Source organism: Ruegeria sp. CE12 (assembly GCF_056537525.1).
Genome location: NZ_JBQFRS010000004.1, coordinates 83,993 through 97,282, shown reverse-complemented (window position 1 = coordinate 97,282; position 13,290 = coordinate 83,993). Strand labels below are relative to the sequence as shown.

Genomic DNA, 13,290 nt, shown 5'->3' with positions numbered 1-13,290 from the left:
AAGACGAACTCCCATTGATGTACCGCGCTCTGCGATCCGCAGGTTTATCCAGAAATCTGGTTAATCGGCGGTCACAATACATGATGAAACTGCCTGATCGTGTTATATTCGATGACATCATCCCACACCGCCAGAATGTTGTCCGGGGCAAGCCAGCTCAGGTTTTGTGCAAAGGACTGCCGCATCCTGTTCAGCGTTTCCGGTTCTTCACAAAGCCGGATCACCGCCGCTGCCAATGCATCGACATCTTCAGGTGGCACCAACTGCCCATTGTCATCGTGCCGGATCAGCTCGCGCGGACCGTAGGGGCAATCGAAGGAAACAACCGGCAACCCGGTGACGGTTGCTTCGGCAACAACGTTGGGAAAACCCTCAAATCGCGATGGGAACACCAGCAAGTCCGCACCTGCCATCCAGGCACCCGGTGATGAACTCGCACCCGGCAATGAAACCGCGTCCCCAAGGCCAAGCTGGTCGCGCAAGTCTTCCAGCGCCGTTCTTTCAGGCCCTTCGCCATAAATTGTAAGCTTGGCCGCGGGATTGGCTCGGAGTATCTGAGGCATCGCCTGCAGCAAAAGATCAAACCCCTTTTGACGGTCCAGGCGACCAACAGCGACAAGCTGGCTATTTCCCTTTCCTAGCCGGTCTCGGATGCCCTCCAACGGGGCACAGGGGTTCGGAACAATTTGCGCTTTGCGCTGTAGGGATCGGGGCAAATCATGACTGGCACGCTCGGTCTGCATCACGATGGTTCTGGCCCGATGCGCCAGAAGATTTTGCGCGTGGCGCCATATTGGATGGGCATTCTGGGCCTTTGGATTGTTCCGTTCTGAAATGATGATGGGAACCCGCCACCCCAGCACTGCAGCCAACGCCAACACGTTGATCTTGGTAAGAAACGTAATCACGAGGTCCGGTTTCACTTCACGAATGACCTGACGAATATGTTGCAGACGCGCCCATTGTCCGCGGACTTTGGGGTCGTCACTGGCCACCATCAACGTCACATCGTCCGGAAAAGAAAAGTAAGATCCCCCTTCCGGCATCGTCAACCCGGCGACATAGACATCGTCGCCCATACCGGATCTGTGCGCGGCGAGAATGGAAACGATTTTTTCAGCACCACCCGCGCCGAAGCCACCCTGAATAATCAGAACTTTCACTTCTCTCTCCTCGAGATCTTTTGGCCCTTTTGGGATACGAGTGCTGAAGCGGCGCACAACGTGAACTGCCGGGGCTTTAACGGGTTCGGGCTATTCATGCGTCTTTCGACAATGGCACCTTCTAATTCTTCCAACGCCGCACGGGCGCGGTCATAGGGCAACCGGACCCGGGTCATTTTGTAATTTGCAGGGATCAGGATCGATACGGCTGTCATGCGCTCTGCCCTGCTAAAATCTTGGACCTCATAACATTCCGGGACCATTCAACTGTGTCCCGCAGGCCTTCCTTCAGCGCTATCTTTGGCGCCCATGGATACCGGGATTTTATCAACGAAGGATCGTTCACGAGCTTCATCACCTGACCGGGTGGCGATCCATATTCAATCAGTTCGGCTGGTGCCCCTGTCAGTTTGGCAAGGTCCTCCACCACATCTCTTACCTTTGTCGCTATGCCAGTACCGATGTTTATAACCAGACCCGCAGCCGAAGGGTTATCTGCAAGCAACAGAAGGGCGCGGACCACATCGTTGATATGAATAAAGTCACGCACATCATCCGGTCGTTCGATTTGCACGGCTTGGCCACGCAGCAGATTGTCGACAAGGTATGGAACAAGCTGAGTTCCGGTTTGACCCGGTCCGTATGTCAACGACAGTCGCGCTGTGACTGCAGTAAATGGCAAGCGTGACCGTAGCATTTCAAGATACTTTGTGCCTGCCAGCATCGACGCTCCGTAGCTGTCGCGCGGTTGTTCACGTTGAGCCTCAACATAGGGCACAGGGTTACCGCCATACTCCGCATTTGTGCCCAGACGGATGAATGATCGCGGGGGGGATTTGCAAGCTGTGGCAGCTTTCAAAACACCTAACAAAGTAAGCAGGTTTTCCCGCACACTTTCAAGAGAACCCTCTAGTGCTGCATCTGCCTGCACCTTGATCCGCGCGGCTGCATGAAACACCACCTGGGGCTGACAGGTCTCAAAAATCGACTGCACATAGGCTACATCCGTCAACTCTGCGCGCACCACTTCTACAGACATACTCACGTCCGAAAGCTTCTCGAGCGAGGAGGAAGGACGTACCAATGCAGTGACGTCATCACCACGCGTCAGGCATGTTCTGACAAGGTGAGAACCAATAAAACCCGTTGCTCCGGTGATCAGAACACGCGTCATCGTTCAACTCCAGCATCCGACCTATAAAGGTCCGGGGCCATGATGCTTACTCTCAGCCATGTGCAACGTGATGCTATGTAATAAAGCGCAGCGAGCTTCTTCTGCATCTCGCGCAGATGGACCCCCATCTGGGTCGAAGTTCTTAGAACCACTAAAACGGAGTCGATCACTTCCCGATTGCCTACCGTTTGCCCATAATACACTAACAAAAACCGTCTCCTAAAACACACGAACTACTGGGCCGCGACTGTGCAGTCACTGAAATCTGCTGGTGACGTAAAATCTTCAAAAATACTAATCTGCTCAGCAGTCATTTGCATCATATCCGCCGAGGCGGCATAGGCCTTGTGCCAGTCTACGGTCATTTCAATACCCGTTTGCAAATCCAGACGCGGATGCCAGCCTAACCGGCTTTGTGCCTTGGTACTGTCCAGACGTAATGTTCGCGCCTCGTGCGGTGCATCACCATATTTGTCAGGGAAACTGAACTCGGGCGCGCCTGCCCCCCAGGCGCGCCGGACTATATCCGCCAGTTCCCTAACATCCACCGTGCCTGAAACATCAGGTCCGAAATTCCAGGCGCCGGCAAACTCCGCACCGTTACTCAAAATCTTATCGGCGACCTGCAGATAACCCGATAGCGGCTCCAAAACATGCTGCCACGGGCGGATGCTGTCAGGATTGCGAACCACAACTGGCAGGTTTCGCTCCCAGGCGCGGATGATGTCAGGCACAAGGCGATCTTCGCTCCAATCCCCGCCACCAAAGACATTACCTGCACGAACAGTCGCCAATTGCGGGCCATCCGGATCGGCAAAGAACGAATGGGCGTAAGACTGAGCTACAAGCTCGGTTGCGCCCTTGGACGCACTGTAAGGATCCTTGCCACCCAACGGGTCGTTCTCACGGAACCCCCAAGCCCCTTCGCGGTTATCATAGCACTTGTCGCTGGTCACCACGACCACCGCCCTCAAGGACGGCATTCTGCGAGCAGCTTCCAGAACGTGGACTGTGCCCTGCACATTTGTCGCGAATGTCTCAACCGGTTCACGATAAGATTTTCTCACCAACGGTTGCGCTGCTATGTGAAAGATCACTTCGGCATCCACATCCTGCAACGTCATATTCAGCGCCGAAGCATCCCGGATATCGGCGAAACGGCTATCTGTAATCTGTTCGATACCGCATGCTGCATAGAATGACGGACCGGGCTCAGACGGCAAAGCCAGACCGGTCACATGCGCACCCAGCCGGGTAAGCCAGGCAGACATCCAACCGCCTTTGAAGCCGCTATGCCCTGTCACGAGGACACGGCGACCGGAAAAGCGGCCGCCGAATATCTGATCGGAATGATCAGCCATGAATGCCTCAGATTGCTATGGCCGGGTACTCGGCGGATGGTTTTGTATCGAACTGCAGCCATGGCGGGGTCTCGCCCTCACACAGAGCGTCCAGAGCGTTGCGATCCCGAATGGTATCCATCGGACGCCAGAAACCATCGTGGCGATAGGCCATCAACTCACCATCCCGGGCCATCTGGCTTAGTGGTGATTGCTCGAGTGGCTCCATATCGTCGACCATGTAGTCCATCACACCCGGTTCAAACACAAAGAACCCGCCATTGATCCAGGTTTCGCGACTGCGCACTTTTTCTGTGAACGCATCCACGCGATCGCCTTTCAGCTCAATGCTCCCGAAACGTGCCGGAGGCTGAACCGCGGTAACGGTCGCGAGCTTGCCATGGGATTTGTGGAAATCGATCAGGGCGTTGATATCAATGTTTCCCAGACCATCTGCGTAAGTGCACATAAAGGTCTCGTCTGGGTCCAACCATTCCTTGAGGCGGCGAATGCGCCCGCTGGTCATCGTGTGGGTCCCGGTGTCGACAACAGATACATTCCAGCCGCCCGGTGCAGACGGCACAAGCTTGAGTTCACCTGTGTCTAGCGAAACAGAAATATTGTTCGCAATCAGGTGATAGTTTGCAAAAAACTGCTTTAACATCAGCGATTTATAACCGGCAGCAACAACAAAATCGCGGTGCCCGAAGTGGCTGTAAATGTCCATGACACGCGCGATGATGGGGCGGCCTCCGACCTCGACCATGGGTTTCGGAATTGAGACCGTTTCCTCGGCCAGTCGAGACCCCAGTCCCCCTGCAAAAAGTACCGTTTTCATTTGTGCCACTCCCTCAAAAAACCTTTTACTAAAATCTGCACATCTGCGCCGGTGGAGCGCATATTGGTGGTACGGTAACGAGCGGGCTCAGTTGATTGGACATGGTCGATCTACCTCACCTGCTGTTTTCAAGTATATCACACCCTGATCGTAACGGTTATCTAACCCTGAATTTCGCCCCAGGCTGCGCCCGTTTGTTTCCGCATCGCGCAACAATGACTCTTCCAGCGCTGAATCATATCCGGGCAGGAAAGCGGCGAGAAGATTGGAATCAATCAGGGCCTTCAATTCAACTGCGCCGTTCATCTTGCGCTGTTTCGCCAGATCTGGATCGGTAAACACCTGCAAACCGGGTGCCAGATAGGGCGCACCCAGAAGTCGGGCGAAACGATCTGCGTGAGAACGGGTAGTAGCGACACCGCCAATATGGTTTGACCCAGGCATTTTAAGCTCGCTCCGAAGAGCTTTGGTTACTCGTAGCTTTTCCGGCCCTCGGAAGGGCCGGAACTTTCAACAACTTATACAATAATTTTAGCGACCGGCGGTGATCGTTTCCAATGCATCCGGTCGTGTAAAGCCACCGACTAGGCTTTCAGTTGGCACAGGTTTGATGTTCGGTTTGCCCGGACGCGCGGTCAGTTCTTTTGCATCGATTGGCCGCAGACCGTTGGCACCGTAACCCGGCACCAACTCTTTCAGCAGCTTCTTGACACCCAAATCGTTCCCATCATGTGCGGCCTGTTCCAGTTTCAGGATCATGGCGCGCAGACGGGCTGCCGAGACACCCTCGGGGATTGCCGAGGCAACACCAGGAATTCCGCTTTCGCGGTGATCTTCGGTGACGTCGAACAGTTCTTCGAACAGTTTTTCGCCCTGACGGATACCGATGAACTTGATGTCTACATCTTCGTAAGGAACCAGACCCGCAAGCCGGATCATGCGCTCGGCCAGATCGACAATCTTGACCGGGCGACCCATGTCCAGAACAAAGATCTCACCATGGCTGTTCTCGAGTGTCAGACCTTTGGCCGCGGCAACCAGAGTCAACTGGACCGCCTCACGAATGGTCATGAAGTACCGTTCCATTTTGGGATCGGTAACCGTCAGTGGACCACCTTCGGAGATCTGGCGTTGGAACAACGGGATCAGCGACCCGGACGACCCAAGAACGTTGCCAAAACGAACCGAGAAGAAACGCGTTTCTTCGTCAGTCTCGTTCGTGACGCGGTCTTGCGCCTGCACATAGAATTCAGCGACCCGCTTGGTCGCGCCCATGACGCTGGTGCTGTTGACGGCCTTATCGGTCGAAACCTGAACCATCGCGATGGCACCCACGTTACGCGCTGCATCAGCCACGTTGCGGGTTCCGATCACGTTGGTCAGAACGCCTTCACATGGGTTCAGTTCAACCATCGGAACATGCTTCAGTGCTGCGGCATTGAATACCAGCTCGGGGCGATGGCGTTCAAAGATCGCATTCACCCGTCCCGCATTCCGAATATCAGCCACGTAAATACGGCGGGCAACATCAGGGAAGTTCTGACCCAAGTCCATATCGATCGAATAGGCGTTGTATTCGGTGTTTTCGATCATCACCAGCTCAGCCGGTTCGAATGATGCGATCTGACGGGTAAGTTCGCTGCCGATCGATCCACCTGCACCGGTGATGAGCACACGACGCCCCTGGAACATCTCGCGCAGCATCGAGCGCTCAACCGCCTTTTGCGGGCGGTCCAGAATGTCTTCCGGATTGACTGTACGGATACCGTTGTTTTCGGTGCCCAACTCTTCCAATCCGGTAAGACGGGACACGGTAATGCTGTTAGCTTCTGCCCAGCGGGTTAGCTTGCGAATACCATCGCTTTCAAAATGGGTTACCGGTTCAGTCAACAACAGGCGCTGCGGCAGCTCATCATAGTACTTCAGCCGTTCGATCGCCGCGTCCGCATCCAGCAAAGATCCGATGATCTTTACATCGTGGAAATACAGGCCTTGCGTATTGCGCGCATCATCGATGATGCCGACCGGCTGATACTTGGATTCCGTATTCCGCAGAGAACGGACAAACAAGTCGCAGCTTGCACCTGTACCCACGAGGATCACAGGAATCTTGCCATCGCCATCGGTCGATTGCGATTGCGTCATACGGGTCAGTTCGGTGCTGCGGGCAAGCACGCGCAGTGTTCCGAATGCAGGCACAACAAGCAGGAACTGAATGAAGTAAACCGCCAGAGGAATTTGCGCGGTAGCCTGAACTGCAGACCCCAGCAACGCCAGTGCACCAACGGAAAGGGCCGAAGCGCGAACGATCAGGGTCACATCACGCAGGGATGTTGAACGTGTGTGACGCTTGTAGATGCCGGACATGGGCAAAATCGCCAATGCAATAAGACAGGACATCAGCACCAGTGGCACCAAAACCGATCCAAACTGCGCAGGCAAAGCACCGCCATTGGCCAGAACAACCGCCATCACAACCGAGATCGCGGATGCCGCAACATCACCAATCACAAGCCGGCGATTGGCGCTCAGTTCAGCGAGTTTCTGCTTCAGCTTCGGCCGAACGCCCGCGAACAATTGTTCGGGTTCAACCAAGTTGTCTTTTTCAAGTCCACTTTTGAGCTTAACCAATTCTTGCTCGTACATACTCAGAACTCCGGCGTAAAATTGCCCCAAACCACTCGACTCAATTGAATCGGCCCAAAACCACAGGCCCAATCCTCAAAGCCACACTACTGCACCGACGCAAACCACGCGCCGGCTGCTGATTGTTATCGTCTAAAAGTCCCCCTACGGTTCAGGCACGTTACAATCTGCACCCAGAACCAAGACCCCCTTCTCACTCGTACACACCAAAATACAAAAACAACGCAGCCAAACATGCGGCCTTGTCAATTTACTATGCGTCAACGCTATCACACCAATATGGGGATAAAAAACTATTTTTCATGCCGACGACACCGTTCGGACAAAGAAATGCCTTTTTTCCGAGCCGGTACGCCAGTTTTTCATCAAGAACCAAGCTTTCCTTCGCGCCCGTATTTTGACTGATTCCAGCAACCTGCGCCGTTAAACACCCCCTTTGTTTCTTTATGCGCAACAGAACATGCCACCAAAGACCCCAAGAAATCAGACGATTCGCTGCGCTTTTTCCGGCTGCGCAGCCGTCCAACGTTTGCAAGTTCCAGGATCTATAGCCGTACAACGAGGCCATGTTTTCGGCAAAAATTAGTCCATCTAACTAACACGAACATCCTTCAGACCGGGGCGTTCAACTTTTCTTGCAACGGTGTCGGGAGCTGATCGATGGACCCATGTAGTTGCTCATTTTGCAGCACTCATGATGATGGGATCCACCGAACGGGCCAAATACAAGACAGAGCGCAACTCGTAACCTAAGAGTGCTCACTGTCTTGAATTGAAGCCCGGGACTACACGAACCCGGCGGTTAGTTGGATGTCACGATAATTGATCTGATCACTTCGACCGTATCGCCGGGCATCAGTCGATCAGCCGCCTGGAAGCGTTGCACCTGCCCGTCTTCACCACGGGTCACGGCAAACTCAATCACCGTTTCACTGGCAACGTCGTCATCACTCAGAAAACCGGCTGCGGCCAATTCCCCGTGCAGGCTGGACGCTGTCGCCAATCGGGTTTTTAACGAAGCCAGTTCACTCTCAACCCTGTTCAGTTGAACAAGCGCATCAGAACGGGCATTGTCATCCAATTCTAATTCGTCCCGTTCAGCCCGGTTCAGTTCCTGCCGCGCGGTCATCAGCGCGATTTCCTGATCCAACCGCTTGGTTTCCAGATCGTTCAACATATTCGTCATACTTGTGACGCGGTTCGAAACCGTCAGCCCTTTTTCCTTGAGCGCTGTCAGGTTCTCAAGCTCACGGCTGATGTTCTCAATCTGCGCATTGCGCAACTCGAGCTGTATGGTCAGGCTTGAAATCTGTTCCTTCAGCATGCTCTGCAGATCCCGAATGCGATCACCCAATCCTTCGCGGGCATTTAAGGTGGCAGCCAGAATTTCACCTTCCAATCCTTCGGGGGATTCTGGTGCGCCTTCTTCACCTTCGCTCTGCTCTAGACTGGCCAGATCGGCCAGCAGTCTTTTCTTTTCGTCTTCCAGTTCCTCGATCTGGGTCGACAAGAGCCGTATCTCGCCCCCCATTCTGAGAATCTGATAGTCGTTGTTTGACGTGAACTGGATTGGCGGACGAATGGGACCACCCGCCAGAGCAAGCAATTGCTGTGCCGTCATTCCAGCCTGATAGTCATACGCACCCGGAGAGTTCACATCACCCAAAACGTAAACCGGCAGATGTCCCACAACCTCAAGCGCGATCTTTGGCGGCTCAACCATACCGATTTGGCGACGCAGCTTTAACTCGAGCGTCTCAGCCAGTTCCGCGGCGGTCTGACCTTCGGCCGCAACCTCTCCGACCAAGGGAATCATCAGGGTTCCGTCGCGCGCGACCGTATATTCGCCCGACAACCCATCCCAACGAAGATATGAGGAAGAGTTCAGATCCCAGCGCATGGCGCGTAGTGAAATTTTATCCTGATGATGCAGACGATAACTCTCTGCCGCCACAACGGTGACAGATAACACGAGCAGAAGCCCCGCATACAATATCCTGAAACAGCTCAACAAACCCTGTCTCCCAAACTCACTACAACAAACATCACGGCCCGGATTCTAGAATAACGAAGCCGATAAACTCAAATCAAATCCCACACACCGCCCAAGGCATCACACGCAATCGGGCGGCAACTGCTAAACGTATACACACATTCACCCGATGCGCGAACTACCTAAAGGATAGTGGCTGCCAGTGTTTCTGACAAGCAAGCGCTCAAAGTCGGTTGGTGCAGAAGCTCTGGTCAGTCAATGTAACTGACGTCCGAACTATCACCTCTGTATGAACCCCAGAATGATCTGCGCCTGATCAATCTACATGACGCCACAAAAGTCGGGGGCATCATGCGGAACAAGAATTGCTGTGGTTCTTTTTGGATGGATCACACGACCCGCTCACTCATTATCGCATCTGGCAGGACAATCAGAGATTCACGCAAGAATCGTTGCTGAATTCCACCCGAAATTTTCCGCAAGTTAACGTTTGCAAAACCCTTTTCGCCCGAATCTAGATTTGCGCCGCAGAATTCTTGCAAATCAAAATGAACTGGCACAAATTGAACTCATATTCTCCACCTGATCGCGAGGTATGGCCTCTGGGTGGGCGAAGTTTTTTCGACGAGCGACGCAAACGTTCGTAGTTGTTGTGTTTATAGTGAGTCGCGGTGTTCCGCGATTTGGGTTGGATTAAGTTGTGAACAGGTTTCTTGAAATCCTGATATGCCTGACACTGGGCGTGCTGACATTGCCCTTTTTTCTGATTGGCTGCGTCATCGTATTTTTCTCGGTGGGTACGCCGCTGATGTTCTCTCAGATCAGATCAGGCCAGAACGGCCATGATTTTCAGCTGTTCAAGCTGCGCAGCATGAAAGAAACCCGAGATCCTGAAGGGAAGCTCCTGCCAGACTCAGCGCGACAAACCCGGGCGACTGCTATCATCAGGCGCTTGCGGATCGATGAACTGCCCCAACTGGTTTTGGTACTTCAGAACAAGATGGCGTTGGTTGGGCCCCGCCCATTACTGCCGGCAACGATCAAAGATTTCGGGTCTGCAGGACAATACCGCTGTTCTGTACGGCCGGGACTGACAGGATGGGCGCAGGTTAGTGGTAACACCAATCTCAGCGACACCGAGAAACTTCAGCTTGATCTTTGGTATGTCGCCCACCGCTCACTGGGTCTGGATTTGCGCATTCTGGGTGAAACGCTCGGGGTCGCAGTGCGTGGAGAGCGTCGTCGCACCGACCGGATCGCGACGGCAAACGAATGGTTAAAGGACCATAAATTCAAGAATTTCAATCTGCAGGAGATACCCGCGTGAAGATCGTATTTGTAGGTGCAGTTGAATCTTCCCTCGGGGCTCTGGTTTCGATCTGTGCCGCAGGTCACGTTCCGAGTCTTGTGGTGACGATCCCTCCACACCTGGGCTCGCGGCACTCTGACTATGTCGATCTGTCCCCGGTTGCGCGCAAATACAATGTGCCGGTGCTGTTTACCGAGAAGACGAACTCAACCGAAACCATAGACCAGATTGCCAGCTTTGAACCTGACCTGATCCTGGTCATAGGTTGGTCTCAGATTTGCGGCCCTGAATTCCGTGCAATACCGCGTCTGGGATGTATCGGATTTCATCCTTCGGCTCTTCCGCGGCTGCGCGGGCGCGGGGTCATTCCATGGTCCATCCTGATGCAGGAAAGCAGCGTGGGGTCTTCGCTCTTCTGGCTGGGCGAAGGGGCTGATGATGGGCCTATTGCGGCGCAGGCACGATATGCAGTCGACCCTGAAACCGTGACTGCGCGTGAACTTTATGACCGCGCCTTGCGGGCAGTGTCTGGCCTGTTGCCACCGCTCCTCACGCAGATCGCCGACGGAGATATACCAGCAGAACCTCAAACGACAGCAGGTGTCAGCCTCTGTGCCAGGCGCCGGCCCGAGGATGGGTTGATCGATTGGTCACGCTCCGCCAAGGAAATTCACAGGCTGATCCGCGCCTCGGGGCCACCCTACCCCGGCGCATATTCATTTGGGTCTGACGGTCAGCGCATCGTGATGACAGCCGCAAAATACACCGAACCCGACGGATATTACATCGGCCTGCCCGGCCAGATTCAGGCAATCGACGATCAGGCCTTCACCGTGGCCTGCGGCGACGGCCGCTGTCTTGATATTCTGGAGTGGTCCGGAGCCGAAAAGCCACCCGCATTGCATTCAAAATTAAGGAACACCTGATGATCGCCACTGACTTGTTCAACGCAGGTAAAGGACCGGTCCTTGTTGTCGCCCCTCATCCAGATGATGAGGTCCTTGGCGTCGGTGGTACCATTGCGCGCCTTGCGGATGCCGGGCGCGAGGTCCACGTTGTGGTGGTGACGCGAGGAGGGCCACCCAAGTTTCCGCTCGAACAGGTCCAGCGCATCGCAGCCGAGGCCAAACAGGCCCATGATCTGCTGGGTGTCAAACAGACCCATTGGCTGGAGTTTCCAGCCGCCGAATTGCCGGAACTGCCGCACTCGGCCCTGAATGCCAGCCTCGGAAAATTGGTGAGCGAGCTGGGCCCTGAGCTGATCTTTGCTCCGCATCCTGGCGACATCCACATGGACCATCAGCTTAGCTTTCTGTCGACACTGGTGGCCAGTCGGCCGCATCAAACAGATTATCCGGCCACAATTGCAGCCTACGAGACGTTGTCTGAAACAAATTGGAACGCGCCCTATCTGACGCCGCCCTTCGTTCCGAACGTCTTTGTCGATATATCCGAAACTATCGACCGCAAAATCGACGCCTTTGCGCTGTTTGCAAGTCAGGTCAAACCCGCCCCACATGAACGATCCGTCGAAAGCCTGCGCGCCCTTGCGACGTTGCGTGGAGCGACCGTGCACCGGCCCGCTGCCGAAGGTTTTGTTCTGGTCCGGTCGGTCATTTAGCAGGAGAAACGCAATGCAGAAATGGCCCGTATACGATCAGGAACAAATCGACGCCGTTGCGCAGGTGCTCGCCTCTGGCAAGGTTAACGCCTGGACAGGCCCTGATGTTCGCGCATTCGAGGATGAATATTGCGCCTATACCGGCGCCAATCATGCAATCGCCATCGCCAATGGGACTTTGACGCTGGACGCAGCTTTGCACGGATTGAATCTGCAACCGGGTGATGAGGTCATCGTCACTCCGCGGAGTTTCATCGCCTCAGCCAGTTCGGTCATGCTGTATGGTGCTGTTCCGATCTTTGCCGATGTCGATCCTGACACGCAGAACATCACGCCGGAAACCATCGGCCCGCTGATCACAAAACGGACAAAGGGGATCATTCCTGTCCATCTGGCAGGTTGGCCATGTGACATGCGGGGCATCATGGATCTGGCGCGAGCTCATGATCTCTGGGTCATCGAAGATTGTGCTCAGGCGCATGGGGCGATGATTGGCGAGACGCATGTTGGTACGATTGGCACCATCGGCTCATTCTCTTTTTGTCAGGACAAGATCATCACCACCGGCGGTGAGGGTGGATTGCTTGTGACCAATGATCATGACCTGTGGTTGAGAATCTGGAGCTACAAGGATCACGGCAAGGGCTACGACACCGTGTTCAATACCCCTGCCCCACCGGGATTTCGCTGGCTGCATGATTCCGGGCCAGGAACCAATCTGCGCCTGAACGGCATGGCAGCCGCCCTTGGACGCATCCAGTTACAGCGTTTGAACGACTGGCGGGCACATCGAACGGCAAACGCCCATTTGCTGCACGATGCGATGAGCACATGCCCCGCGTTTCGTGTGCCGATGCCATCAACAGACATCACACATGCCTATTACCGGTTCTACGCCTTCGTCAGGCCCGAAGCATTGGCAACCGGGTGGGACCGCGACCGGATCATCGCCGAGATCACAGCAGCAGGTTTCCCCGCATTCTCAGGTAGTTGTTCCGAGATATACCTTGAACAAACCTTCCAAAAGAACGGTATCGGACCAGAAAAGCCGCTGCCAGTTGCGCGCGAGCTTGGCGAAACCAGCCTCGCCTTTCTTGTCGACCCGGCACGGTCTCAAGAGGAGGTTTCACGCATGTGCGAAGTGATCGTGGATGTGGGCAACCGTGCCCTCGCCCCGCAAATGGCAGGACAATAGAGGCGTCGATG

General features: G+C 54.6%; 12 protein-coding genes. 4 read left to right on the top strand and 8 right to left on the bottom strand.

Annotated features, from left to right (window positions below; translation table 11 throughout):
• Positions 1-71: 71 nt before the first annotated feature.
• The 8 genes from ACR0IO_RS11510 to ACR0IO_RS11475 all read right to left on the bottom strand — a co-directional run bounded on the left by ACR0IO_RS11510 (position 72) and on the right by ACR0IO_RS11475 (position 9,133).
• Complete coding sequence (locus ACR0IO_RS11510) at positions 72-1,163, bottom strand: glycosyltransferase (protein ID WP_480741771.1); 1,092 nt, start codon at positions 1,161-1,163, stop codon at positions 72-74.
• Between the two features lie 211 nt (positions 1,164-1,374).
• Positions 1,375-2,337 carry an NAD-dependent epimerase/dehydratase family protein gene (locus ACR0IO_RS11505; RefSeq protein WP_480741769.1) on the bottom strand — a complete coding sequence of 321 codons (963 nt, stop codon included), beginning with the start codon at positions 2,335-2,337 and terminating at the stop codon, positions 1,375-1,377.
• A gap of 233 nt (positions 2,338-2,570) precedes the next feature.
• Positions 2,571-3,698 (bottom strand): CDP-glucose 4,6-dehydratase, encoded by a 1,128-nt coding sequence (rfbG, locus tag ACR0IO_RS11500; protein ID WP_480741767.1) that lies wholly within the window; start codon positions 3,696-3,698, stop codon positions 2,571-2,573.
• Positions 3,699-3,705: 7 nt separating this feature from the next.
• Entirely contained in the window at positions 3,706-4,515 is an 810-nt protein-coding gene (rfbF, locus tag ACR0IO_RS11495) for a glucose-1-phosphate cytidylyltransferase (protein ID WP_480741765.1), read from the bottom strand.
• A gap of 87 nt (positions 4,516-4,602) precedes the next feature.
• Positions 4,603-4,959 (bottom strand): hypothetical protein, encoded by a 357-nt coding sequence (locus tag ACR0IO_RS11490; RefSeq protein WP_480741763.1) that lies wholly within the window; start codon positions 4,957-4,959, stop codon positions 4,603-4,605.
• An 87-nt stretch (positions 4,960-5,046) separates the two neighbouring features.
• A complete protein-coding gene (locus ACR0IO_RS11485) occupies positions 5,047-7,161 on the bottom strand; it encodes a polysaccharide biosynthesis protein (protein ID WP_155145631.1) in 2,115 nt (704 codons plus the stop codon).
• Between the two features lie 253 nt (positions 7,162-7,414).
• Positions 7,415-7,729 carry a hypothetical protein gene (locus tag ACR0IO_RS11480; RefSeq protein ID WP_480741761.1) on the bottom strand — a complete coding sequence of 105 codons (315 nt, stop codon included), beginning with the start codon at positions 7,727-7,729 and terminating at the stop codon, positions 7,415-7,417.
• 234 nt (positions 7,730-7,963) lie between these two features.
• Positions 7,964-9,133: a polysaccharide biosynthesis/export family protein gene (locus tag ACR0IO_RS11475; RefSeq protein WP_480741760.1), complete on the bottom strand. Its 1,170-nt coding sequence runs from the start codon at positions 9,131-9,133 to the stop codon at positions 7,964-7,966.
• Positions 9,134-9,854: 721 nt separating this feature from the next.
• Here ACR0IO_RS11475 and ACR0IO_RS11470 point away from each other — a divergent pair.
• Genes ACR0IO_RS11470 through ACR0IO_RS11455 form a run of 4 tightly spaced genes read left to right on the top strand, consistent with a single transcriptional unit; the run spans position 9,855 to position 13,279 of the window.
• On the top strand, positions 9,855-10,481 hold the full coding sequence (locus ACR0IO_RS11470) for a sugar transferase (protein ID WP_170333708.1): 627 nt from the start codon (positions 9,855-9,857) through the stop codon (positions 10,479-10,481).
• On the top strand, positions 10,478-11,389 hold the full coding sequence (locus tag ACR0IO_RS11465) for a methionyl-tRNA formyltransferase (RefSeq protein ID WP_170333706.1): 912 nt from the start codon (positions 10,478-10,480) through the stop codon (positions 11,387-11,389). Before ACR0IO_RS11470 ends, ACR0IO_RS11465 begins: the two co-directional genes overlap by 4 nt.
• The gene (locus ACR0IO_RS11460) at positions 11,389-12,084 is read left to right on the top strand and encodes a PIG-L deacetylase family protein (protein WP_480741758.1); all 696 of its coding nucleotides are present in this window, start codon (positions 11,389-11,391) and stop codon (positions 12,082-12,084) included. Before ACR0IO_RS11465 ends, ACR0IO_RS11460 begins: the two co-directional genes overlap by 1 nt.
• A 13-nt stretch (positions 12,085-12,097) precedes the next feature.
• Complete coding sequence (locus tag ACR0IO_RS11455) at positions 12,098-13,279, top strand: DegT/DnrJ/EryC1/StrS aminotransferase family protein (protein WP_480741756.1); 1,182 nt, start codon at positions 12,098-12,100, stop codon at positions 13,277-13,279.
• The last annotated feature ends 11 nt before the right edge of the window (positions 13,280-13,290 follow it).